At 60.6% G+C, this 25,887-nt stretch carries 16 protein-coding genes and 1 tRNA gene; 13 read left to right on the top strand and 4 right to left on the bottom strand.

Translation table 11 applies throughout. From position 1 onward, the window contains the following. Window positions 1–107: 107 nt before the first annotated feature. The 11 genes from Pan216_RS03875 to Pan216_RS03825 all read left to right on the top strand — a co-directional run bounded on the left by Pan216_RS03875 (window position 108) and on the right by Pan216_RS03825 (window position 19,261). Window positions 108–2,633, top strand: a complete 2,526-nt coding sequence (locus Pan216_RS03875) for a DUF1549 and DUF1553 domain-containing protein (RefSeq protein WP_145255072.1) — start codon at window positions 108–110, stop codon at window positions 2,631–2,633. 130 nt (window positions 2,634–2,763) lie between these two features. Beyond that, entirely contained in the window at window positions 2,764–5,100 is a 2,337-nt protein-coding gene (locus Pan216_RS03870) for a hypothetical protein (RefSeq protein ID WP_145255069.1), read from the top strand. A 79-nt stretch (window positions 5,101–5,179) separates the two neighbouring features. After that, window positions 5,180–6,577: a c-type cytochrome domain-containing protein gene (locus Pan216_RS03865; protein ID WP_145255066.1), complete on the top strand. Its 1,398-nt coding sequence runs from the start codon at window positions 5,180–5,182 to the stop codon at window positions 6,575–6,577. A 157-nt stretch (window positions 6,578–6,734) separates the two neighbouring features. Further along, window positions 6,735–8,207, top strand: a complete 1,473-nt coding sequence (locus Pan216_RS03860; RefSeq protein WP_145255062.1) for a carbohydrate porin — start codon at window positions 6,735–6,737, stop codon at window positions 8,205–8,207. 185 nt (window positions 8,208–8,392) lie between these two features. Continuing rightward, window positions 8,393–8,914 carry a sigma-70 family RNA polymerase sigma factor gene (locus Pan216_RS03855; RefSeq protein ID WP_145255060.1) on the top strand — a complete coding sequence of 174 codons (522 nt, stop codon included), beginning with the start codon at window positions 8,393–8,395 and terminating at the stop codon, window positions 8,912–8,914. Next, complete coding sequence (locus Pan216_RS03850; RefSeq protein WP_419193230.1) at window positions 8,911–10,572, top strand: LamG-like jellyroll fold domain-containing protein; 1,662 nt, start codon at window positions 8,911–8,913, stop codon at window positions 10,570–10,572. The genes Pan216_RS03855 and Pan216_RS03850 overlap by 4 nt, the downstream gene beginning before the upstream one ends. 56 nt (window positions 10,573–10,628) lie before the next feature. Further along, the gene (locus Pan216_RS03845) at window positions 10,629–12,041 is read left to right on the top strand and encodes a c-type cytochrome domain-containing protein (protein ID WP_145255054.1); all 1,413 of its coding nucleotides are present in this window, start codon (window positions 10,629–10,631) and stop codon (window positions 12,039–12,041) included. Window positions 12,042–12,142: 101 nt separating this feature from the next. Beyond that, window positions 12,143–13,528 (top strand): DUF1501 domain-containing protein, encoded by a 1,386-nt coding sequence (locus Pan216_RS03840; RefSeq protein WP_145255051.1) that lies wholly within the window; start codon window positions 12,143–12,145, stop codon window positions 13,526–13,528. 42 nt (window positions 13,529–13,570) lie between these two features. Next, complete coding sequence (locus Pan216_RS03835; RefSeq protein WP_419193229.1) at window positions 13,571–16,210, top strand: PPC domain-containing protein; 2,640 nt, start codon at window positions 13,571–13,573, stop codon at window positions 16,208–16,210. Window positions 16,211–16,249: 39 nt separating this feature from the next. After that, entirely contained in the window at window positions 16,250–18,496 is a 2,247-nt protein-coding gene (locus Pan216_RS03830) for a DUF1549 and DUF1553 domain-containing protein (RefSeq protein WP_419193228.1), read from the top strand. A 678-nt stretch (window positions 18,497–19,174) separates the two neighbouring features. Further along, window positions 19,175–19,261: transfer RNA gene (locus Pan216_RS03825), tRNA-Ser, on the top strand. Between the two features lie 153 nt (window positions 19,262–19,414). Here the strand turns inward: Pan216_RS03825 and Pan216_RS03820 are convergent. From Pan216_RS03820 to Pan216_RS03805, 4 genes are all read right to left on the bottom strand, one after another. Then, window positions 19,415–20,641, bottom strand: a complete 1,227-nt coding sequence (locus tag Pan216_RS03820) for a tyrosine-type recombinase/integrase (protein WP_145255048.1) — start codon at window positions 20,639–20,641, stop codon at window positions 19,415–19,417. 17 nt (window positions 20,642–20,658) lie between these two features. Continuing rightward, a complete protein-coding gene (locus tag Pan216_RS03815) occupies window positions 20,659–20,958 on the bottom strand; it encodes a helix-turn-helix domain-containing protein (RefSeq protein WP_419193650.1) in 300 nt (99 codons plus the stop codon). A 201-nt stretch (window positions 20,959–21,159) separates the two neighbouring features. Continuing rightward, window positions 21,160–22,323, bottom strand: a complete 1,164-nt coding sequence (locus tag Pan216_RS03810) for a helix-turn-helix domain-containing protein (RefSeq protein WP_145255042.1) — start codon at window positions 22,321–22,323, stop codon at window positions 21,160–21,162. Then, on the bottom strand, window positions 22,320–22,763 hold the full coding sequence (locus Pan216_RS03805) for a hypothetical protein (RefSeq protein WP_145255039.1): 444 nt from the start codon (window positions 22,761–22,763) through the stop codon (window positions 22,320–22,322). Before Pan216_RS03805 ends, Pan216_RS03810 begins: the two co-directional genes overlap by 4 nt. 669 nt (window positions 22,764–23,432) lie before the next feature. Between Pan216_RS03805 and Pan216_RS03800 the strand changes: the two genes are divergently transcribed. Next, a complete protein-coding gene (locus tag Pan216_RS03800; RefSeq protein WP_145255037.1) occupies window positions 23,433–24,098 on the top strand; it encodes an ATP-dependent endonuclease in 666 nt (221 codons plus the stop codon). A 1,229-nt stretch (window positions 24,099–25,327) separates the two neighbouring features. Then, the gene (locus tag Pan216_RS03795) at window positions 25,328–25,873 is read left to right on the top strand and encodes an RNA polymerase sigma factor (protein WP_419193227.1); all 546 of its coding nucleotides are present in this window, start codon (window positions 25,328–25,330) and stop codon (window positions 25,871–25,873) included. The last annotated feature ends 14 nt before the right edge of the window (window positions 25,874–25,887 follow it).

Raw genomic sequence — 25,887 nt, 5'->3', positions numbered from 1 at the left:
GCTTCTCCGGTTCGTGACGGCCGCGCGGACACCTCTCCGCGCGGCGTCCTCACGCCTTCCCTCCCCGCCGGTGCTTGACCCGCCTCTATTCCGGAGTTTGATCGACCATGCGATTAGCGAAGATGACCTCGGCGTTGCAGTGTTCGCGGCCGATCGTTCGGCTGCGCATGTCGCTGTTGCCGTGGCTGGGCATGTTCGTCGCGCTCGTTCTACCCGGCACAAGTCGCTCGGCGCCTGGTGATGTCGCCACGGTTCCCGCGGTCTCCTCGATGCGGTTCGATCTGAAGGATGGACGCATCGTTGGCCGCGATGGTCGCATTCAGCTCCTCGTCACCGGATCCGATCCCTCGGGACGGGCCTACGACTTGACTCGTGACCTCGACTACCGCGTCGAGCCCAAGGGGATCGTCGAGGTCGACAAGACCGGTTACGTTCGGCCGATGTCCGACGGTGAGGTGACCGTTGTCGCAAGAACGCCCAGCGGGGTGGAGGCACAGACGAAACTGGTGGTTTCGGACGTCAAGGCCGACGAGCCGCCGAGCTTCCATCGACGGATCATGCCGATTCTCGACAAGTATGGCTGCACGAGTTGTCATGGAACGCCGCGAGGACAAAACGGCTTTAAGCTGTCACTCTTCGGATTCGATCCCCAGGCCGACTACCGCGCGTTGGTCAAGGAGCTTGGCGGCCGGCGCATCTCCCGCTACGTTCCGGAAGAGAGCCTCATCTTGCTCAAGGCGACCGCGTCGATTTCGCACGGCGGAGCCAAACGTTTCGCTCGCGACTCCGACGCCCACGGCCTGCTCGTCGACTGGATCGGAAGTGGCGCTCCCTACGGGGAGACGAGCGACGGCGAGATCACTCGTATCGAGGTACTCCCTCGTGATCGCGTCATGGACCCCGAGCAGTCACAACAGTTGCGCGTCATTGCTCACTTCGCCAACGGCGACGTCGAGGACATGACCAGACTCGCGAAGTTCCACTCCAACGACGAGACCCTCGCGGAGGTTTCGCATCGGGGCGTGGTGAGCACGCACGATCTACGCGGCGATTTCGCCGTCACCGTGAGCCTACGCGAGCACGTCGGCGTCTTCCGGGGAACGATCCCGTTCGGATATGCCAGCGATGGCTTCCCCGAGCCGCGCAACTTCATCGACAAGCATGTTTTCGCTCGCCTCAAGTACCTCGGGATGCCCCCATCGGCGCCCTGCACCGACTTAGAGTTCCTGCGGCGGGTCACGATCGACTTGGCTGGTCGGTTGCCGACGCTCGCCGAAATTCAGCAGTTCGAGGCCGACAAATCCGAGGACAAACGCGATCGGCTCATTGACCGACTGCTTGCCGGCGACGACTACGCGAAGTACTTCGCCAACAAGTGGTCCCTGATCCTGCGGAATCACCAGAAGGGTCGCGAACGCAAACGCGGAAGCTTCTCCTTCCACCACTGGGTCGTGGAATCGTTTCGCAACAACCGGCCGTACGACGAGTTCGTTCGCGAGATCGTGACCGCGTCGGGCGACGTGACGCAGAACCCGCCGGCGACGTGGTATCAGGAAGTGATCACGCCGGAGGACTCGGTCGAGAACCTCTGCCAGCTCTTTCTGGGGGTACGGATCACCTGCGCCCGCTGCCACCATCACCCATTCGAACGCTGGAGCCAGAAGGACTACTACAGCCTGGCGGCCTTCTTCGCTCGCGTCGGTCGTAAGCCGAACATCCACGGCGACAAGTTCTTCGAGAACCGTATTCACCACAAGCGAGGAACGGCGACGTACAAGCATCCGAACACGGGTGAGGTACTCAAGCCGACGGTCTTGGGAGGATCTCCACTCGAAATCGCTCCCGACGACGATCCGCGCGAACTCTTGGCGGAGTGGTTGGTCGATCCGGAGAATCCCTTCTTCGCGACGGTTCTCGTCAATCGCTACTGGAATCACTTCTTCGGGATGGGGATTGTCGATCCGATTGATGACTTGCGCGACACGAACCCTCCCTCGAACCCCGAGCTGCTCGAAGCCCTGCGGGAGCACTTCGTGAAGAGCGGTTTTGATCTGAAGGCTCTTATTCGCGAGATCTGCCGTTCGAAGACCTACCAGCTCAGCGCGAAGCCGAACGAGTTCAACTTGGAGGACTCGAGTAGCTTCTCCCGCTTCCAACCGCGACGGATGAATGCCGAGGTGCTGCTCGACGCCATCGACCAGATCGCCGAGAACAAGACGAACTTCTCGGGGATGCCGCGCAGCGTTCGCGCCATCGAGCTTCCCGACAGCAGCACCGGCGGCAGCGAGTTTCTGGAACTCTTCGGAAGGCCGAACGCCAGCTCGCCGTCGGAGTCCGAGCGGTCCCAGGAGAGCGATCTTCGTCAAAGTCTCTTCCTGCTGACGTCGACGGGTTTGGAAGGCAAGCTCGCTTCCAACAGCGGCACGGCGGCACGGCTCGCCAAGGACGCCAAACGCTCCGACGAGGAGAAACTCCGCGAACTCTACCTGCGAGCCTACGGTCGGCCACCACGGCCGGAGGAAATGGAGATCGCCAAGGCTCACATCGAATCCTTTGGCAAGGACAAGAAGAAGGCCTACGAGGGACTCCTTTGGGCGATCATCAACACCAAGGAATTCATGTACAACCACTAGCGCTTTGGTCCGTCGTACGACTTGGGTGTCCCTGATCGCGTGTCGGTCGGTGGCGGCGAGTTGGGTCCGTGAATTTGCGGTCCCATCGGTGGCAAAGCTCAAGCCCACGACCCTTCGAAGGGAGGGGACTTTGACTCGATCATTCCTACCTCAATGCGTTGTCGCTCTTTTGACGCTCGTCGCGGGACCGCTGGCACCTACTTGGGCCCAACTCCCCAACACGCAGCTTCAATCCGTTCGTCCCGCGGGCGGCAAAATCGGCGAGAAGGTCACGGTGAGTATCACGGGCAAGGATCTCGACGATGTCGCGTCGTTGCGATTCAGTCACCCTGGGATCGTCGCGAGTCAAGCGACCCGTGCTCCGAAGAAGGGAGAGACGGGACCGCAAGTCGTTGCCAATCAGTTCGAGATCGCGATCGCGCCGGACGTTCCCACGGGCATCTACGAGGTGCGAGCGATCGGCCGATTCGGAACGAGCCCCCCCCGCTCCTTCCTGGTGAGTCCTCATACGCAGGAGCTCGAGAAGGAAGGGAACGACGACATCGCCAGCGCGATGCCGCTCGCCCGCGACGTAGTCATGAATGGTCGTTCCGACCGGGGGGGGGATGTCGACTTTTACCGGATCTCCGCCGGGAAGGGGGAACGCCTCTTCATCGAATGCGTCGCCGAGCAGATCGACTCCCAGCTCGATCCGATCCTGTCGATCCACGACGCGGATGGTCGGCTACTTCACGAGTGTCGCGATACGTTTCGACATGACGCGTTCCTGGATTTCACGGCTCCGAAGGAAGGCGACTACTGGGTCAAGGTCAGCGACATCGTCTACGATGGAAACGTCGAACACTTCTACCAGTTGCGCGTTCATCAGGATCCCCATCTCGACTTCGTCTTCCCGCCCGCCGCGACTCCTGGCACGAAGGCGAAGATGCGTCTCTACGGCCGCAACCTTCCAGGTGGAACGCCAAGCGGGATCAAGATCAATGGACGGGAGATCGAGCAGCTCGACGTGACGATCGACATTCCCAAGCGGCCCGCCGCCGACGGCCGCATCGACGCTGATCAGTTCAAGCGGCTTGGGATTCTGGTGAGTCCCCCGAACGACGCCACCGATGGCTTCGCCTACCGATTGCCGTTGAAGTTCAACGTCTCCAATCCCGTCTTCATTGGGTTCGCGACCGAACCGGTCGTGGCCGAGAACGAGCCGAACAACGATGCGGCGAAGGCACAACCAATCAAGATCCCCAGCGAAGTCGCGGGTCGGTTCGCCCCGGCTGGTGATCGTGACTGGTACAGCTTCGAGGCAAAGAAGGGAGAGGTGATCGAGCTTGACGTCATCTCCCAGCGGACCGGGATCGCGACCGATCCGTTTCTCGTCGTCCAGCAAATGCTGCCTGACGGGAAGGTGAAGGACCTCGCCGAGGTCGATAACCTTTGGGACGCGAACACCGTGCGTCGGCTCAATCAGGAGACCCGAAACTTTGGCGGCTTCGCCTTCAACACCCAAACCGACGACGCCGTCCATGAACTGAAGGTTCCCGCCGACGGCACCTACCGCGTGATGGTCCGAGATCTCTACTACACGGCTCGGAATGAAGGTGGTGCGGTTTACCGTCTAGCGGTACGGAAGCCTCGTCCCAACTTTCGACTAGTGGCACTCTCCCACTATCCCGAAGATCTCTTTCCGATGAACCGGAAACGGTATCAGTGGGTTCCCTTGCTGCGTCGAGGAGGTACCGAGGAGATCGACGTACTGGTCTACCGCTGGGATGGCTTCGATGGCGATGTCGAACTTTCCCTCGAGGGACTGCCCGAAGGAGTGACGTGCTCGAAGGCAGTTTGTCGCAAGGGGGAGATGTCGGCGCCGATCATCCTGACGGCATCCAAGGAGGCGAAGAAGTGGGACGGGCCCATTCGTGTCGTTGGCCGCGCGCTGGTCGATGGGAAGAAGGTCGAGAAGGAGGCCGACTACGGCACGGTGATCTGGTTTGGTCAGAACACCCACTGGGGATGTCGTGCTCGCTACACGCCGGAACTGCTCCTCTCGGTTCGGGAAGAGGACTCGCCCCTGCGAGTCGATCTGGGGGAAGGCACAGTCTGGAAGGTCGCGCCCGGCGAGAAGATCAAGATCCCGGCGAAGTTGGTTCGCCAGGGCAAGTTCGATGGGGCGGTTCAGCTCTTGGCCAGCGCCATGCCTCCCAACATGTCGTCCAAGGTGGTGACGATTGGCAAGGGGAAGGACTCGGCCGAGGTCGAGGTGACCGTCGGAAAGAACGCGTTGCTCGGCACGCACCATTTCTTCTTCGAAGCCAAGGCGGATACGCCCTATGAGAAGAACCCCGTGCTTGAGGATGACGACAAAGCGAAGAAAAAGAAGAAGACCAAACCGGTTAGCGTGCGGACGCCGACCACCATGGTGACGCTCGTGGTCGAGAAGCCCGAGCCGAAGGAAGCGGCAAAAAAGAAATAGTTCCTCCGATCGTTGCTCGATCAATCGGCGAGACCCATCATCGCGCCGCCCGCCACGACTCCGAACAAGGTTCCCTTCCATGATGCGAATCCGAGCCGCTCTCCTGGTTGTCCTCTCCGCCCTCGTCGCGCCCCAGGCCAAGACGGAGGAGCCGCGCGTCAGCTTCACCAAAGAGATCGCTCCGATCTTTGTCGAGCATTGCCTCGGATGTCACGACTCGACGACGACCGAAGGGAACGTCGACATGAGCCGCTTCTCCGGACTTTTCATGTCGACTAAGGGGGAGGCGATGATCGTCCCTGGCGAACCATACGAGAGTCAGTTGCTCTTGCTGATGTATGGTGATGACGAGCCGGTGATGCCCCAGGAAGCGGATCTGCTCGATGAGAAGGTCGTCGCCAAGGTCGAGAAGTGGATCAAGCAAGGAGCGAAGTTCGACGGCCCCGACGCGAACGTCACGCTGCGCTCGCTCCTCCCCGAGTCGGTGGCTCCCGTCGCGACGAACTACACGCAGCCCCCGATCATCTCGTCACTCACGTTTAGTCCCGACGGCAAGCAGCTCGCGGCGGCGGGATTCCACGAGATTACCTTCTGGGATCCAGCCAGTGGAAAGCTGCTGCGTCGCCTCCCCACCAAGGGCGAGAAGGTTCAAGCGATCGCGTTTAGCCCCGATGGCGAACTCCTCGCTCACGCCGGCGGGACGCCCGGCCGGATGGGGGAGGTCTGTCTCTGGGACGCGAAGACGCTTTCGCCGTTGAAGACCATCTATGAAGCGCCCGACATGGTTTACGCGCTGGCGTTCGGTCCCGATGGCAAGACGTTGGCGGCCGGCGACACCGAACGCAAGCTCTCGGTCTGGGAGATTCCCAGTGGGAAAGCGCTGACGTCGGAGGAGATCCACGCCGACTGGATCCTGGACCTCGCCTTCGCGCCCGATGGCAAGCAGATCTACTCCGCGAGTCGCGATAAGACGTCGAAGATCTGGGATCTCACGAAGAAGCAGGTCATCGCCAGTTTCGCCAAACATCAGGATGGATTGCAGCACGTCGTCTCGTTTCCCGACGGAAAGCGGGTCGCTACCGCGGGAGATGACAAGACGATCAAGCTCTGGGAGCCGAACGAGAAGGTCAAACAGCTGCGAACGATCGGTGGCCATAAGGATGACGTCTTCGCCTTGGTCGTTTCCAAGGATGGCAAACGACTCTACTCTGCAGGTGCCGATCAGAAGATCCACATCTGGGATCCGAACAACGGCAAGCGATTGCAGTTACTGACCGGGCACGGCGACTGGATCAACTCGCTGGCGTTATCTCCCGACGGGAAGTGGTTGTTCAGTGGCGATTCGGCGGGAGAAATCTTCTGTTGGGATCTGTCGACGGGGAAGCCGATCCGGCATTTTCAGGCCATTCCCGCCGTGGCCACCGCGTCATTGGCGAAAGAGAAGTCGCCGAAGAAGGCAAAGCCCAAGGGGGGCTGAATCGTCGTTGGAATGGCGAGAACGCCCCCGGTTGATGCGTGTCCGTTGTAAGAACTCGATACGACTCTCATGTATTCGAGCTTTTGCTTCAAGTCGCTTGCGTGCTGCCTCCGATGTTAGAGGGATGGCATCGTCTCTCTAACGAGATGGGAATGGAGTGGCGCCGCGACGTGAGAGCACCGAACGCTCGATCCTATTGCTGACGGCACTTCTCGTGCTCCCGATCGCGGTGCTTCGCGCCGACGACACAACCGCCGTTTCGTCTTCTTCGTCTCATACGGCGTCCGTTCCCCCTGGGAACGACACTTCCCAACCCAGGACGACCGGTAGCTCGCTGCCCAACTCGCCAAGTCATTCCGCTCAACAGTACTCGGGATCCTCCTACTCCAAAACCCGCGACGACGTGGTTCGTAAAGAGGGAACCACCGAAGTCGGCTTTGTTCAACCCGACGTCGCCAGTGGCCTGATCAACCGGGTGACCGGGATCGAAAAGTACGGTGTCGAGGCGGAAGTTCGCTGGGCCATGAGCTGGAACGCGGTCTTCTTCGGTGGTTTGCTGCCGGGGAACTGGGCTGACGAGAACGTTGGGGAGGTCAAGCTGATCGGCGACCTCGACACGATGTTTGGCTGGAAGGGGGGCACGGCCCAGATTCGGTTCCTTCATCGCCGCGGATCGGATGCCTCGGCGTTGACGGGGGATCTCTTGACGTTCAACGGCTACGACAACCTCAATCAGGCCCTCGGCGAACTCAACGAACTCTGGGTCCAGCAGGACCTCTTCGAGGAGCGATTCAGCGTGCTCGTCGGGAAGGTGAAGATCAATCGCACCTTTCAGCGAACTCAGAGCGCGACGCTCTTTCTCGGCAACGACTACGAGGCGCTCCCCGCGATCTCGGCGTTCCTCCCGCAGAACCAGTCAACGACGTCCGGCATCCAAGGCTTCGTCCGACCGAACGACCAATTCTTCGCCGGTTTCGGGTTCTACGACGGCCGCCTTGGCGCCCAAGGGATCAACACCGGCGCCCGAGGGCCGCAGTTCAACGGGAACTACTTCTACATCGGCGAGACGGGTGTCCGCTACACGTTGGGTAGTAACGACTTGCCTGGCAGGTTCCTCGTTGGCGGCTGGGGCCAGAGTGGCAAGTTGTCCCGTTTCGACGGCGGCGTTCAGAACGGGACCGCGGGGTTCTTCCTCATCCACGAGCAGACGATTTGGCAGGAGCAGGAGCATCCCGATCAGAACCTCGCCGCCTTCTTCTCCTGGTCGACCGGCGATGGCAATGTGAACCCATTCGTCAAAGGGCTTACCGCGGGACTACAGTGGATCGGTCCGATCCCGCGTAGGGACGAAGATGTTTTCGGGTTCGGCCTTGTTTGGGCTCAACTGACCCCGGTGATGGGATCCGCGAGCGAGAGCACGCAAAGTCAACTCGCGCCTCGGCCACTTCCTCCGCCATTCAACAATGACCGCATCACGGCCAACGAGTGGGAGTGGCAGTGGTACTATTGGATTTTTGTCCACGAGTCACTCAAGGTGCAGCCGAACCTCACCTACATCCACGATCCCGGCCTCAGTACCGAGATCCGCGACCCCTTGGTCTTCACGATCAACGTCTTGCTCGATTTCTAGGGTGAGCGTCGGCCGCCCTCTTGGCCCATCGGCGCAAGTCATTGCTGAGAAAGCATCTAAAAAAAGTGTTCCGAGTGTGGCGAATCTGACGCACCCCGAGACAATATATCCTAGTGGCCCGTGGTGACGGTGGTGTCCTTGGTTCGGGCTGTCGTGACAGCTCCAGTGGGACCGGCCGAGCACTGATGGACGCGGACAGGCACCAACAGTTCGCCGAACGCGTCGTTCGGAACCAGCATCGGGTCTTTCGCTACATCGTCTCGTTGGTCGCGAATCGGGCCGACGCCGAAGAATTGTTTCAACAAACCTGTTTGACGCTGTGGGAACACTGGGATCGTTACGATCCCGCCCTCGATTTCCTGCCATGGGCATGTGGGATTGCCCACAACCATGTACGAAATTTTCGTCGCCGCAAGGAGCATCGCCAAGTGCAGTTGGACGCCGATGTTGTCGAACTGCTGGCTCGACGCAGCGAGGCGGTTCTGTCGCGTGAAAGCGATGGGGTGGCCGCGCTACGAGACTGTTTGGAAACACTCCCCGACGCGAGTCGCTCGGTCATCCAGGGTTACTACAGTGGTCGGACGGTTCGCGAGATCGCCGCCCTGCGCGACGCGACGCCCAATGCGATCTACAAGATGCTCGATCGGATCCGCGTCGCCTTGCACGAATGCGTGGCGGCGCGACTGGCCGGAGAGGTGCCCGGATGAGCAAACGTGATCGCTGGCAGCACCTCGCCAACCGGATGATGCACGGGACGGCTACCAACGCGGAGGCGGCCGAGCTATCGGTACTGCTCCGTCGCGACTCGGAGCTTCGTAGCGAGTATCTACGGTATCTCGAACTACACGCGAATCTCTGCTGGGAGTTTCGCGATGCCGAGACGGCTGGGCTCGATCCGAGCGCGGGGGCGAGTCGGGCAGCGTCTCCGGCACCGTCGAACACGACGCGACGGGTTTCGATGTCTTCGGTCTTGTTGCCATGGACCATCGCCGTGCTCGCCACCATTGTCGCGATGGTCGCTCTATGGCATGGCTCGAACCTTCCGATGGCGTCGGTGGGACCGGAGCATCAAGAGCGGGATCGTGGCGCCAAGGATCAACCCGAAAGGGACGTTCTCGAGGAGAAGAAGCCCTCATTGGCGGCTCTCCTGGTCGACCAGGCCGGGGCGGAGTTCGCCGACGATCGCGGCCCTGATGGCGTTCGCTTTCGTTCGGGTGACTACGAGCTGGTCGACGGCGTCGTTCATCTACGCTATGCCAACGGTGCCGATCTCGTCATTCAGGCCCCCGCCTCATTCCAGATCGAGGATGAGTACCATACCGAGCTGGCGTCGGGACGCGTGCGAGCGATCGTTCCTCCCTCCGCCCACGGCTTCACGATCGAGACGAGCGATGTCGCGTTCGAGGACATCGGCACCGAGTTCGCCGTGAGCGTCGATCCCGACGGCAACAGCGCGATGCAAGTCTTCGATGGGCAAGTCGACGTTCGGCGGGCCGGAGCCGAGGAATTGCTGCAAAGTGTCTACGAGGGCGAGTGGGTTCGGTACCGCGAGGGCCGTCCGCGGAAAGGGCCGGCGCTGAACTTGTCGGGTCTACCAACGCCTGGGCACATTGGGTTTCTTCGATGGAAGGCCCAGCGTCGCCAGATCCTCGCCGATCCGGGATTGATCGCTTGGTATCCGTTCGTTCGCGAAGCCAATGCGTCGGTGTTGACCAATGCCCAGCGGAGCCACGACGTTCCCGATGGCCGGATCGCGAGTGCCCGTTGGGTGGCCGGTCGCTGGCCGGGGAAAGAAGCACTGCTTTTCGATCGCGACGCCGACTACGTTCAGTTGCAGATTCCCGGCGAGTACGACGCTCTGTCGGTTGCGGTCTGGCTCAAGGCCGACCGCTATGATCGGGAGCTCAACGCGATTCTCAACTCCAATCGCTGGGAACCGGGTGACCTCCACTTTCAGTTGAATCGCTACGGCTTGCCGCGCGGTGGCATCCACGGGCTTGGCGACAGAAAACGTTGGGTGGGTAGCCCGGTACCGCTGGCGAAATGGACACACGTCGTGTCGGTGATGTCGGTTCCGGAGCGAGTCTATCGCATCTACGTGAACGGCAAGTGCGTGCTCGACAGTGTCTTCGCCAACGACAACGTGCCCATTCGCCCGGGAGCCTGCCGGTTGGGTAATTGGCTGTCGTCGAACCCTTACGAGAACAAACCTCCGCGCGCGTTTCGGGGACGGATGGACGAGCTTGCCGTCTGGAGCCGCGCGTTGGACGAAGAAGAGATCCTCGAACTAGTCGAGAGCGGGCGACCGAGCCTGCTCTGGTCCCGCGACAATCCGCCCCTTGACATGCCACTGCCCCAGCCCTGAGTCGTGCTTTCGTTTGTTTGTTGACAAGACTACTTGCCTCGGATTGATCCTTGCCCATGCGAACGCGTCAGCCATTGATCGGCGTCCTTCTCGTTTCCCTCCTGGGGGTCGTCCCCTCCGCGCTTGGCGAAGAGAAGAAAACGAGTGCCGGTCCGCCGAACTTCCAGGACGACATCAAGCCGATCCTGCGCGAGCACTGCCTGTCATGTCATGGCGATGACACCCAGGAGGCGGGTATCAACCTACAGTCGTTCCAGGCGCTGATGCGCGGTGGCAGCGCCGGCAAGATCGTCGTCGCCGGCCGTGCGAGTCAAAGCATTCTCTTCAAGGCGATTACCAACGAGGACGAGAACGCGCGAATGCCGCCGAGCAGTCCGCCGCTGGCGGACGCGAAGATCGAACTGATCCACAAGTGGATCGACAGCGGGCTGCGGGCCTCGGCCACGAGCAAGTCGATGGTCAAGGAACGCGACATCGCCTTCAAGCCGGTGAGCAATGCGGGTTCCAAACCCAAGGGGCCGCCGGCGATGCCCGAGAACCTTCCCGACGTGAAGGTTCCCAACGTGACCAGGCCACTTCCCGTGCTCGCGATGGACACCAGCCCTTGGGCTCCACTATTGGCGGTGTCGGGCCAGGGACACGTCAAGCTCCTGCGCACCGATTCGAAGGCGGAGATCGGACGCCTCGCGTTTCCCGAGGGGGTGCCCCATGTCATTCGTTTTAGCCGGGATGGATCGGTGCTGATGGTGGGCGGTGGACGTCCGGTCGTTTCGGGACATGTTGTCCTTTTCGATGTCAAGACGGGCAAGCGACTGGCGAAGATCGGTGATGAAGTCGATGCCGTGCTCGCCGCCGATCTTAGTCCGGACCAACGATTGGTCGCCCTGGGAGGCTCCGGCCGAACGGTGAAGGTCTTTTCGACGACCGATGGGGCCCAGAAACACAAACTGACCAAACACACCGACTGGATCACCGCGATCGCGTTTAGTCCCGATGGCACCAAACTGGCGTCCGCCGATCGCGCCGGCGGGATCCATCTATGGGATGCGCAGGCCGGAGGCATTCTGCTCAATCTTGCCGAGCACAAAGGTGCGGTACGGTCGCTCGATTGGCGCTCCGATGGCAAGCTGCTCGCGTCGACCGGCGAGGACGGCAAGGTCATCTGGTGGGACGTGACCGACGGTTTTCCGGCGATCACCAAGTCGAACGCCCACCCGCCACGCCGAACTCCCGGCACCTATGGCGAGGTACCAAACGGGGTGTTGGCCGGACGATTCGACCGAGAGGGAAACCTCGTCACCGCCGGCCGCGACCGGGTCGTGAAGACTTGGACGCCCAAGGGAGAGCAGAAACAAGCCTTCAACATCGATTCGGGCATTCCGATCAGTAGTGCGGTTTCCCACGACAGCCAGGTCGTCTTCGGCGGAACTTCCGAGGGCGAAGTGAAGTCTTGGGACGTGAAAAAGTAGTTTCACCGGCAAAGCGGCATCGGTGTGATGTCGATTCCGGAAGCGTTGCGACCATGGGAAAGATGAGGCGGACGAACCCGCGACTTGCAGGAGGAATGAGGATGGGGCCATTCGACAAGGGACGGCGAGGTTGCTCGGGTTTCCGGACGCTCTCGCGTCGCCATGCGATTCAAGCGGGCGTGTTGGGAGGGCTCGGCCTCTCGATGGGAGACTTGTTCCGACTCGAAGCGAGCGAGAACAGTGCCTTCACGCAAGCGGCGGGCGAGAAGAAGGAGGCCAAGGCCCTCAGCGTCATCCAACTGCACCTCGGTGGTGGGATGCAGCAGCAGGAATCGCTCGACCCCAAGCCGGAGGCGCCGGTCGAGATCCGCGGTTCCTTCGGCGTGACCAAGACGAACACCGGCGACATCCTCAGCGACCGGTTTCCGCAGACCGCGAAGATCGCGGACAAGGTGACCGTCATTCGCAGCATGGTCGGCCGGATTCCCGATCACGCGCTGGCGACCTATCATCTCTTCACCGGCTACACCCCGACCGCGGTGATCGACTACCCGCAAATGGGCTCGGTCGTTTCTCACGAACTCGGCAAGCGGGGCGACCTTCCTCCATACATCGCCATTCCCAACAAACACGCGTTCGCGGGCGGCACCGGATTTCTCAGCAGCGCCTACGGTCCCTTCGAACTCGGTTCGGATCCGGGCAAGCGGGGATACAAGGTGCGCGACTTCTCGATTCCCGGCAACGTCTCGCTCGAACGCTTCGACCGTCGGCTCACCGCGCGGCAGATCGTCGAGAAACGCATTCGCTCGCTTGAGGCCGATCCGAACACGCTCGACACCATGGATGACTTCTACAAGCAGGCCTACACGCTGCTGACCTCGTCGCAGGCCCAGGGAGCCTTCTCGCTCGATGCCGAGAGCGAATCGACGTTCGATCTCTACGGGCGGGATGTCGTGGGACTCAAGGGGCCGGACAACCGCTATCACCCCAAAGGCTTGGCCGAACGGCTGATCGTGGCGCGTCGCCTCGTCGAGGCGGGCGTGCGTTTTGTCACCGTCACCTTCGGCGCGTGGGACTGCCATGTCGACGTCAAGTCGAACACCCTCGACCAGATGCCGGCACTCGATCACGCGATCGCGGGGTTGGTCGCGGACTTGGATCAACGCGGCATGCTCGACACCACCATTTTCTGGCTGACGACCGAGTTCGGCCGCACGCCCAAGGTCAACAAGGACGGCGGTCGCGACCATCACGCTCGCTGCTACTCGAATCTGGTAGCCGGTGGTGGCTTCACCCGCGGCCAGTTCTATGGGGTCAGTGGCGCCACCGGGGCGGAGCCCTCTCGGGACGCGGTGCCGCTCGAGAACCTGATGTACACGATCTACCACCAGTTGGGTATCGACGCGAACAAGGAACTGCTCGCGTTCGGAACTCGGCCGATCGAGATCGTCAAGAACGGCAAACTCGTGGAAGGAATCCTCGCCTGACGAGGGGTGGTTCCCGAGGTCAAGCGGCAGCGAAGGATACTCATGAACAACGAATCCGTGATGGATCGGGTCGGATGCGGGGAGCGAATGTCGATGGGATGGTGCGATCGGAAAGCCGCGGCGGAGCGATGCCCGTCGTTCGGCGCCAATTGGTTCCTGGCTCTGCTCACGCTTGTCCTGTTCGGGCCGGTCGGGACGCTCGCTGGGGGAATGACCAAGAACGTCGAGTCGGTGCGTCCGCGCATCGGCCAACGCGGCACGACCGTCGAGGTTCATCTCCAGGGCATCGCGATCTCCGATCCTCGCGAGATCATCTTCTTCAAACCCGGAATTCGTGCCTACGACCTCAAAATGTCGAAAGAGCCACCCAAGAAGCGAAACTTGATGCATCGAGGGCGGATCGAGGAGGAAGTCCACTGCAAATTCGAGATCGCTCCCGACTGCCCGCTCGGAGAGCATCCCTTTCGGCTGCTGACCGGAACGGAGTTGACCTGCATCGGTACCTTCCACGTCACTCCGTTCCCCATTGTCGATGAAGGGGAGAAGAACAACGGCTACGCCAACGATTCGCCCGAGCAGGCGACGCCGATCGCCGCCAACGTCACGGTATGCGGCCAGATCGGCAACGGACGCAGGCCCGATCTCGATCTCTATCGCATTGAAGGCAAAGCGGGGGAGCGATTGACGGCGGTCGTGGAGTCGGCGCGGATCGCAGACACGCACTACGGCGACTCGGAGTTCGACCTGAGCGCGGCGATTCGCGACGACAAGGGCAAACTGCTCGCATCGAACGATGACAACTCGTTGCACCTCCAGGATCCGGTTCTTTCGGTCAAGCTGCCCAAGGACGGTCCATACTTCATCGAAATCAAACGATCGATCTATCTGCCAAGGGAAACGGTCTACTGCGCCCACATCGGCCACTACGCTCGTCCGCTCGCGGTCTTTCCGCCGGGAGGACAGACCGGATCCGAAACGGCGATCACGCTGCTCGGCGATCCATTGGGGCCCTACGAACGAACGATTCGGATGCCGGACGCGGAAGGAACCTTCTACTACTTCGGTGACGATCCGGCTCCTTCGGACGACAAACATGCCGCTACCGCTCCGACACCGCTCGAGCTCCGTTCGAGCCCTTTTCCGAACGTGCTCGAGAGCGCCAATGTCGTGACGCGGGTCGCCGCGTTGCCCGCGGCTCTCAACGGAATCATCGACCGTCCGGACGACGTTGACGGCTATCGCATCAAAGTGAAGAAGGGAGCCCCTCTTCACGTGCGAGTCTTCTCCGCCTCCCTGGGGGCCACCATCGATGCCGCGATTCGACTTCGGCGCGTCGACGCGGAAGGTAGACCCGGCTCGGTGGAGTTGGAACTCGACGACTCTTTGCTGACCGACCATGACATCTTCGGCGCCAAGTTTCGTGGCGGCGGAGGGTTGCAGGAGGTGATCGATCCGTCGGTGATCTGGAAGCCGAAATCTGACGGCGAGTACTTGCTCGAAGTGCTCGACTCCAGCCGGACCGGAGGGGCGCTGGGAGTCTACCGAGTGGAGATCCAGTCGCCACGAACGATCGTCCAGACCGCGCTGATCAGCCGGACGTTCGATTGGACGGAATCGACCCGAGTCACCGGACTGGCGGTTCCACGAGGCAATCGCTGGACGATCGACATCGACTTGCCCAAGGGGCAGTGGAACGCGGTCAAAGGGCCATTCCAATTGATCGCCCATGGGCTTCCGGAGGGCGTGAGACTCATCTCCCCGCCTGTCCCCCCGGGTACCGACCGTTGGCCAGTCCAACTCGTCGCGGACCCTTCCGCCGACCGGCGTGGGGCGCTTATCACGCTGGAGGCCCGCCCGATCGACAGTGCCCAAAAGATTGAAACGCGAAACCAGCAGAACGTTCCGTTCATCAACCATTCCGGGGGCAACGCGTGGCGGACCGTCCGCACCGACAAGTACATCATGGGAGTGACCGATCCCGCCCCCTTCCAGATCGACATCGAACAGCCCGAAGTGAATTTGGTCCAGGGCGGTCAGTTGTCCATTCCGGTCAAGTTGACGCGTCATGGTGACTTCGATGGTGCCGTCGAGTTTCGTTGCGGAAACTTGCCGCGACTGATCTCGGTGCCGCCGCCGACCGTCATCTCTCCCGGTGAGACGGAGGGAGTGATCCAACTCGAGGCCAATTCGAACGCACCCTTGACGAAGCTACCCTTCTACGTGATCGGGAGCACCATCCGAACGGACATTGATGACTTCCTCGGATCAGGGCACATCCGCGCGACGTCGGAGATCGTCGAACTCACCGTCGGGAGACCTTACGTCGAGCTCGCGGCGGAGCCCGAAAGCATCCGGCGGGGCGAACGGAAGAAGTTCATTTGGAAGGTGAAGCATCACACGCCCTTCGAGGGGGAGGCGTCCGTTCGACTTCTCGGATTGCCCAAGGGAGTCAACGTTGTCGGAACGCCGCCAACGATCACGAAGGACTCCAAGAGTATCGCCTTTGAACTCGAAGCGACCGACATCGCGTTGCTCGGGCAGGCGAGTGGCTTGACGTGCGAGGTGGAACTCCCGGTTGCCGGACAGCAAATCGTTCAGCGGACCGGCAAGGGATCCTTGCGGATTGATCCGCGAGCTTCCGGTGTCGCCAAGGTGGAAGCGGCGGAAACGGTCAAGAACTGAGCACACGCGATCATGACTCTATGAATTGGACTCTTGAACATGCTGAAACGAATGACGACGGCGCAACATCTCGGCTGGTGGTCAACGCTCTTCATCCTCCCGCTGGCGATCACGTCGGCATCCTACGCCGAAGAGAAACCGGCGGCCGCTCCCAGCTTTCGCCAGGACGTGATGCCTGTCCTGTTTCGCGCGGGCTGCAACTCGGGCACCTGTCACGGCGCCGCGCGGGGCAAGGATGGCTTCATGCTTTCGCTCTTCGGGTACGATCCGAAGGGAGACTACTTTCGAATCACCGAGGAGATGATCGGCCGGCGCGTCAACACGGCGGTGCCCGAGGAGAGCCTGCTCTTGCGAAAGGCGATTGGGGCTGTTCCGCATACCGGCGGCAAGCTCTTCGACCAGCAGAGCGAGTACTACGAGACATTGTTGCGGTGGATCGAGGCGGGAGCGCCCGACGACGATGGGGAGGTTCCCGAGACGGTGGGGCTCGAACTGTCCCAGGATCGCTTCGTCTTCGACAAGGCCGGGATGGAGGCCCATCTACGCGTCACGGCGTTGGCGAGCGATGGTGGCCGACGCGACGTCACCTCGTTGGCTCGCTTCCACAGCAATAACGGAAGTGTCGCCGACATCGGTAACGATGGGCGACTCGTTGCTCATGGAGCGGGGGACACACACGTCTTCGCTCGATTCAACCGGTTCACGATTGGCGCGGAAGTGATCGTGCTTCCTCCAGGGAAAGATTTCAAGTGGCCCAATCCGCCGGCCGCCAACTACATCGACGAGTTGGTCTTTGATCGCTTGCAGAAACTGCGGATCGTTCCCTCGGAGCTTTGCGATGACGAAACGTTCCTCCGGCGAGTCACGCTCGACTTGGTGGGGCGCCCGCCCTCAGTCGAGGAGTACCGTGCCTTCATGACCGACACCCGCTCGGATAAACGGGCGCGGAAGATCGATGAACTAATCGCCGATGACGCGTTCGCCGACGTGTGGACGACGATCTGGGCGGAGCAGCTTCGGATCATGGGGGGCAATTACGCTCCTGTCGGAACCCACATCAAGGCCGCCGACGCCTTCTACGAATGGATTCGCACTCAGCTTCGAAACGATCGTCCCCTCAACGAGTTTGTGGAGGAGATGGTCTCGGCCTCGGGAAGCAACCTCATCAATGGGCCGTCGAACCTCTACACCATGCTCATCCATGGACCGCGCTTCCAACCCAAGGCCTTCGCCGCGGACTTTTCCCAGGTCTTTCTCGGGATCCAGATCCAATGCGCTGAGTGCCACAACCATCCCTTCGATCGTTGGACGATGGACGACTACTACGGATTCGTCAGCTTCTTTACCGGCATGAAGCGCAAGCCCGGCGTGGAGCCGCGCGAACAGCGGATCTTCTACGACACCTCCGCGCCGCCGGCCAAGCATCTGGTCGACAGTCGTCCCATGCCGGCCAAGACGCTCGGCGCCATCGACCCGGTCACGCAAGGGGGCGATCCGCGGCAGGAACTCGCCAGGTGGCTGACGTCACCGAAGAACGAAATGTTCAGCCGCAACCTCGCCAATCGGATCTGGGCCCAGCTCATCGGTCGAGGGGTGATCGAACCGGTCGACGACATCCGGGTCAGCAATCCGCCGACCAATGGACCGTTGCTCGACGCCCTTTCGGAGCGGCTGGTGCAATCGGGCTTCAGCTTGCGAGCCCTCGTTCGGGATATCTGCAACTCGCGTGTCTACCAGCTTAGTGCCCAGCCGAACGACTCCAACAAACAGGACTCACGCCAATTCTCACACGCCCACCTGCGTCGGCTTCGCGCCGATGTCCTGATGGATTCGGTGGTCGCGGTCACCGGTGTGGAGAGGGGGTTCAGCGGCTTCCCGGGCGGCACTCGGGCGATCGACGTCTACCCGCGAGTCGGCGGCGACACCAGCGGGCCGCACTACGGCGATCAGTTCTTCGAGACCTTTGGTCGATCGAGTCGGGCGACGATCTGCGCCTGTGAAACCAAGAGCGAGCCGACCCTCTCCCAAACGCTTCACCTCTCGGTCGGCAACACCGTCGGCCCACGTCTCGCCGCCGGCGGCCTGATCAAGGAAATGGTCACGGAGAGCTCGACGCCGGAGGAGGCACTGGAGAGACTCTTCGTCTTGGCTCTGTCGCGGAAGCCGACTTCCGAGGAAACCGCCTCCATGCTGGAACTGCTCGGCGATCGGACCAAGGACCCGAAGGTCTACGAGGATATCTTCTGGGGATTGCTCAACTCGACCGAGTTCACTTTCAATCACTAGTGCTCTGTTCCAACTCGAAGTTGGCGTTTGTGCGTGAGCGTTGCAACGGTGGCGTTTGTGCAACCCTAACAGTCCGTTGATACAAACGGACCAAGGTGAGAACGAGTCATGTTGGCCAAGATCAAGGAGAAGAAACGCAGGCGAATCCGTAGATTTGTCGAGTTTCGTCGACGCGGAGATTGGTCAAAAGGGCCGCACGGAGCCGGCAGCGAATGGATCAACGGACTGCTAACCCTTTGGCACTGGCGGACAAGCAGCCAGTGGCACTCAAAACCTTACATGGACCAGTGCCCTAGCTTGCCAGGAACCGAGCCGACGATCGCGTCCCGGTTGTCGGTTTCGGGCATCGCGAAGGTAACGATCCATTTGAAGGATCGACTGCGGTAGACTTGCTGAGCCTTGGCTAAGCCGCCTTCATGCCTGTTCGCGGCGTTGGGCGAAACGGTGAATCGTACCGCCGAGAGCCGCTACGCTCGCGGGAAGATCGAGGGGAGTTCGATCCTACCGGAATCGTTTGTCGGCGTCGGTTCTCGGCGAGGGAAGCGCCATGGAGACCGTCCGTGGGGTGCCGCGAAGCAAGGGATTCGGAAGTGCTTCGTTCGTCGGGGGTTGCCCAGTTCGGAGTCCAGCCGTAAACTGAATCCTCTTGTCGTGAAGGCCGCTTCGAGTTCCTTCACCGGAGAGGTGCCAGAGTGGCCGATTGGGTCGGTCTCGAAAACCGATGACCCGCTTGCGGGTCCGTGGGTTCGAATCCCACCCTCTCCGTTCGTCCCGTCCTCCTTTTCGTTACCTCCTTTCTGATAAAGAGTTAGGACGAGCCGAATTCCTTGGCACAGTCGACTGTGCCAGGACTGTGCCAAATCTGCTGCTTTCTCCCCTCTCACCTTGGCTCTCGGAACCTCGGTATCGGACTCCAAGTTACTGGCCGACGGCACCGTTACCGTCGGCCTCCCCAAACAATCGTAGGCGTTGCATCTGGCGGCGCGCCTCGTCGTCGTGCAAGTGGTAGTAGTGGTCGACCATCCGGCTCTCCTTGTGGCCGAGCCATCGCCTCACCACTTGTTGTCCTACCCCACGGTTGGCACACATCGAACAGAAGAAGTGCCGAAAACTGTGCAGCCGACCATGGATGAAGCCGATGTCGCCCTCGGCCGTCGGAAAACGATCGGCCAGGGGAAAGAGCACTTCCCGAATCAAGATCCGTCTCACCGTGTCGGCTTTGATGCGTCCCCCTAGCGGTCCATGGAAGATGTAGCCGTCTTTGTGGCGGCCCATGTCGCTCAAGACGGGCAACAGATCGTCTTGAATCGGAAAGGTCCGCCCGCGACGTCCCTTGGTCGTACGAACAGTCGCCAGCTGGCGGTCTCCACCCCTTGTGGACTCGTCGACGAGTTGGATGGTGCGGTTCCGAAGGTCGACATCACGCCAACGAAGGCTCGCTAGCTCAGAGATCCGCAAGCCGGTCATCGCGAGGGCAAGGAGCACATCTCCCAGCCACGCAAGGTCATTGCTCGCCCGGCAGAACTCAAGCATTGCCCGTACCTCTTCCGGTCTCCAGCAGTAGGTGTCCGTGCCTTCGGGTTTCCGAAGGCGAAGTTCGATGGATCGACCAGACGGGAGATGCTTGGCTCGAACAAGCCAACCTATCGTCTGTTTGAGCGTGGTCAGCTCCAGGTACTGCGTTCGGTAATGGTAGCCCTTGTCTTGCAAGACGGCGGCGTAGTCCTGAAGCGTCTGGTCGGTGACTTGGTTCCAGGCGGTCAGTCCACGCCCGACGGCAAACTCCATGAACTTGTCCAATACAGCTCGGTAACGCTTCAGGGACGCAGGGCGGACACCACCGACAACGGGCGCTCTCCCCGCGTGCTCCAGGTAGAGTCGGCGCCCTTCCTCAAGGGACAACGGGTCTAGATCACTACCTTGCAGTGCGGACGGTTCGGCTAGGCCGTGCTCGACAGCCTTGGTGAGATCCAACTCCACCAACGCCCGCAGAGCCTCCTCGCGAGAGCGAGTTCCGAGCGAATGGCGGCCAAGGCTGGGCGTGCAGGATCGGCCATCCGCGAAGTAGACGCCTTCGCGTCGGCGCAGTTTCCAGGTGAAGTAACGAGACGAGATTGTCTCCGATTGCGTGATCTGTTTGCTCATAGGGTCGTGTTCCTCATCTACATTCGGTCACGATCGGGCCTGGCCTTGCGCCACTTGGGCGTCGGGCCAGAAAGACGAGTGGCCGATTCGGTGTTGCTTGGGAGAGAAGCTTGCGTCTTCGCGGCGGATCTCGTTTCCTCGCCTCGCTGCTCGTCGAGCCGGTCGAGGGCATCCTTGGGGATGAGCCATCGACCGCGCGGGCCAAAGGGTTGTCTCGCAGGGAGTTTGCCCGAACGCAAGTACCGGTAAACGGTTACGGTTGACAGCCCGCTCAAGGCGGCGAACTGCCTCGGCGAAAGTTCTTCTGGTAGATTCATGGTGAAGCGAAGCAACCACAGGCCGCCGACGCGAAGCTGGTCGGCGTTCAGCACAAGCCGGAGAATCCGTGTGCCGGCCTGCGTTTTCTCCACTTTCCGATTTAATGCGCGCGCGGACTTTGGGGATCAGTGCCCCGTAGGCGGGTGTTCCTCTCGGTGTGGAGAGGAAGGCGGGTCCGATGCTGTGGGGACGAAGCTGCGTTACTTCGCTGAGCTGGAAAAGAGCCTTGTCAGCTCTGCCCCTCTTGTTCGTACCCCTTCGACAAGTTTGGAAGAGACGCCGAGTTCTTGCGCAATTGACTCGTTGTCGAGACCCTTCTTGATCAGTTCGAGAGTGTCGTTAAAGAGTAGTTTGACATCGGAGTCTCCCTGAATTGAAGAACCGCGTTCGACCGGGCCCATCTCTTGCTCTTCCTTTGGAGTCCAAATCCGAGACTCCGGTACCGGTCGCGGTACCGGACTTTGGAAGCGATGGCGAATAGCGCCGGAATAGACCTCCTCCGGGTCGCCAGATAGCATGTTGAACTTGAGCGGCCCCATCACTCGCCACCAAAGATCCGGCGCGAACGGCCGGCCGACGATCAACTCGAAGGCGGCAAGGTACTGGCTATGAACGGTTGAAAGCGGCTCCTTCAGTTGTTCTGCGATGTCCTTGAAGGAGAGTTCTTGCGAAAGATCATACTCTTCTCCCGTCCAGCCTTCGCGTAGATCCCAGACCTCGATATACTTCGGCAGTTTGTCCGCATGGACACGGGTGGACGTCTTGCCTTGCGCGTGCTGAAAGTGGCCCAGCTGTGTCTTCAGGTCGTCCATGATCGTGCGTTGCGACGACTGAAGATGGACATAGAAGAGCGGGGCCTTGGCGTAGGAATCGAACGCCGGGCTAACGATCTTCTCCAGGCATTCGATCGCATGCTGGCGTTGATCGCGTTCGCCTTCGGCATACTCGGCTTTAGAGGCGACGCTAAAAACACCGGAGAGCGTCAGTAGCTCCGCCTGAGGAAGATTCGCCAGCAGCATCAGGGCGGCCGACCGCAACGTCATGGGTTGGACGGAACCGACGAGACTCCGCTCTTCCTCGTCCCCGAGATCCTCATAGTCGATCGCAGGGCTCACCGGTTTTCCTGTGACGCCGATCAAGCAAAGCAAGCGGAACGCCATGTTGCAGATGATGGTCTCGGTTGTCCCCTCGAACTCACCATCCCGGTATCGTTGCGCACTCTTCCAGAAGATGAGGTAGTATGGATGTCTCCGCGTGGCCTCCCAACGGAACTTTGAGGGTAGGTTGAGTACATGCTCGGCAGACCGAGGCACGAAGTCAACGCCCTTGGCCGCCGTTTTCCCAACCGTTTTCTTCTTAGTCATTCGTGCTTTCCCTCCGCTCGGTCAATCTCCTTGATCATCCTTTCGACGAGGTCGGGAATGCAAGAGTATAGGAGGGCGCGGACGGCCGGTTCGCATTCCTCGAACGGGACGACACGGCCGGACGCTTCCCTTTCGTAGCCATCCGGATCGTCCGCGAGCGTGGCAGCATCTTCGGTGTCCCAATAGATGGCACCGACTCCAGCACGAAGACTCAGAGCGGCTTGAATCGATTGACCACTGTCGAAGGGGCCGCCGACTCCGTAGGGCCGACTGAGAATGACGGAGCCGAGCAGGACCAGGTTGTGCAACATCCCCGTCGCATGAAGGGCGCGAAACTGTTCGTTGAGTCCCTCGACCCTCGCTTCCGCCTGTTCGTTGAGATGACGTAACCGAAGGTTTAGTTGCTTGAGTGTCGCGCGATAGTTTCTCTTCTTTGCCATCGTAGATTTCCTTTCCAAGGTTGCTGTTCGTCGCCGCGCCAACATTGGCGTCGCCGACACGTGCGTTGCCTGCCGTTGAAGCGACAAACCAAATCTCATCCCGATCAAGTTGAAGCAGGCCACCCGAAGGCTCCAACTGACAAGCACGTTCATTCGTTCAGACCCTCTCCTTCGAGACATCACTTTCTTCCTCTCTCGTTGGGTCCTGTCTCGCTACGGAGTCTCGCCGCCATCTCTTTGCGATGGCACGTCCCAAGACACGGACGATCTCTTGGAGTTGAGCACGTTCCTCGTCGAATCGTTTTGACCGCGTTGGTGACCCTTCTGTGGAACCAGTTCTCATAGCAACTCCTTCTTTGACAACGTTTCGGATGTAGAACTCGGTGAATTCACCAGCAATACCACTCGTCTGGTGGTCGACGGCCCTCCTTTCACTTGTGACCAGTAGTGCGAGCTTCTTCTCCTTTCCTCATGAGTTCCCGGACCTAAATACTCGCCCAAATCGGGGCAAGATACTTAGGAGAACGCTTACCCATCCGGGAGGCGTTCTTGGTTCTCGGAACAGTCATGAAAGGAAGTGATCACATGGATCGATCAGACTTGGCCAATGAACAGGGGACTCACGAGCAGAGTCCCGGATATTCAGGGGAGGTACCAGTAGGAGAAGTGATGGCAGACAACTCTGCGAACCAATGCGTTGAAAACCACTCCCAACTCACCGACACCGTTCGAGTGATCCTCGTGGTCGAAGGCTCCAACGATATCGAGTTCCTTCGCCGCATCGCACGTGTGCTTCATGAGCACGACACGTCCTTGCCTGACCTCGCGGACTTGGAGCAACGGGGAGTTGCGATCTTCCTCCCTTTCGGAGGCGGCAACGGCCAGGCCTGGACCCATCGCTTGGAGCCGCTTCACAAGCGGGAGTTTCACTTGTTAGACCGTGAACTCCCACCGGAGACCGACGTTCGCCGCGAAGCTGCCGACGCGATCAATCGTCGTGATGGGTGCCGTGCGGAACTCACTCGCAAGCGGAGCCTTGAGAACTACCTTCACCCCGAAGCCATTCTGGCGGCGGGCAACATCGAGGTGTCATTTGGCGACTTTGACCCCGTCGCGGAGATCACGGGGCGAGCGCTTCGTCAGCGAACACCGTCTGAACCGACCTGGGAGAACTTGTCGAGGCGTGCGCGGAGTCGTGTGACCCACCGAGCCAAGCGTTGGCTCAATACCGTCGCCGCCAACTACATGACGGTCGCGATGCTTCGAGAGCGAGATCCCGAGGGCGAAGTCATCTCTTGGATGAACACGATCGGACGAATGATTGGCTCGACCTGAGAAACACACGCATCACGAGTAATCCTCGACAAGCTGACCGGCAAAACATCCTTTCCCTCCACGTGCCGCTGAGTTCCCTTCCCATGGCGAACGACCCAGCTGGCCAATTGTCGCCAGCAAACGACCAATTCCACTTTTGACCTGTTGTCCTGGCTCCCTGCGGCCTGGACACAAGCCATTGCTCAATACGAGAGGAGGTATCACATGAGGCAAGGTGATCTGGAACGCGCCGTGGCTCGGGCCACGGGCGAGGCAGTTTCCACCATCAGGAGAATGGGGTTCCAACGCGTGGAACCCTTTGATCGGAATCGGGTGGCATTTCGAGCCAGCCGGCGTCGCAACACCGTTCAGCAAAACCGGCAAAGCGAGCGACAATCTGATTCAGGGAGAGGGGACGATGCTCAGATTTCCGCATGAGCGGGGCGCTCGACCCCGATGGCGTCTACGTGGTTGCCAGCACATGGGACGAAGGCGAGTCAGGCAGAGTTCATGCCGGCGACGGACAAGAAGGCGCCACCCACGTCCGCGACGATGAGCACGAACAAGTTCCCCCAAGCTGGCTCATGTCCCGTCATCGCCAATGGTAAAGCAAGTCGATTCTTCGCGGCAATCTCCCGCATTTGCTCTGCCGATCTGTCAGAGCCTTTCCATCAGTTCCGCCAATGAAATGCCCAGTGTTTGGGCGAGACATTCGACGTTCCGCAAGAATGTCCTTTCTCGTTGCCATCGCGATCGAGAGTTGGGAAGGGACACTTCCGAGACTTGTCAGGGCTGCGCTCAGGGTTGCTGAGGTGGTTAGTGGTGTCATCGTTCCGCGATGGATAGCTGCGAGAAACAACCGGTTCTTGACTTGAGGGCAAATCCCAGGGATGCTCGGCCGTCCATCGTGGCGGCCGAGCGTGCCTTTCTTTTACCTATCAGCGTCCGATGCTGGAGGTGTCACAACGAATCGAGTGAAACATCGACCTGCTCGTTTGCTGCGACTGCCGGAGGCCCGTGCCCTGCCTGATCGCTCACGGCCTTGTTGGTCCCAAAGGACAATTTGCCTGCGACTCGCTAATCCACTCCCATTGAATTCCCTTCAGGAAACGTGGCTCAGATGTTAATCTGCTTGGCCTAACGAGGGCATGATCCTCGAATTCTTTTTCCGAGACCCCCACGCGATGGCAGACTCCCCCGATAGATTCAGTAGGACGCTGGCCGAGGAACCGGCTACGACGTCGACGAGCTTGATTGAGAACCTGCGTGCCCGCGACGAAGGGGCCTGGACGCAAATGGTGCGGCTCTACTATCCGCTGGTCTACCGGTGGACACGACGCTCCGGTGTCGATGCGCACGGAGTCTCCGATGTTTGCCAAGAGGTGTTCTTAGCGGTCTCCAATGGACTCGATAGGTTTCGTCGCGATCGCCCGACGGACGGTTTTCGCCGCTGGCTGCGAGGGATCACCGAGTACAAGATCAACGACCATTGGCGTGCGCTACGAGAGCGTGGTGTTGGAGGATCGGACGCGACGCGCCAGTTGACCGAGTATGCCGCGAACGTTCCCAGCGAATCGGGCGAGTCGGTCCCTATCGACCTGGTACAACGCGCCGCCGAGATGATCGGCCCCAACTTCGATGGGCGCACTTGGGATGCCTTTCGCCGGGTGGCACGGGGAGACAAGCCCGCCGATGTGGCCGAGGACTTGGGGATGACGGTCAACGCCATCTACAAGCTCAAGGCTCGCATTTTGCGGCAACTTCGCGATCTGGCCGGCGAATCACTCGACGAATGAACGACAGGACTCAG

The sequence above is a fragment of the Kolteria novifilia genome (assembly GCA_007748055.1).
GTDB lineage: Bacteria > Planctomycetota > Planctomycetia > Kolteriales > Kolteriaceae > Kolteria > Kolteria novifilia.
The sequence above is the reverse complement of the archived record's forward strand: the minus strand, read 5'-3'. Positions and strand labels throughout refer to the sequence as shown.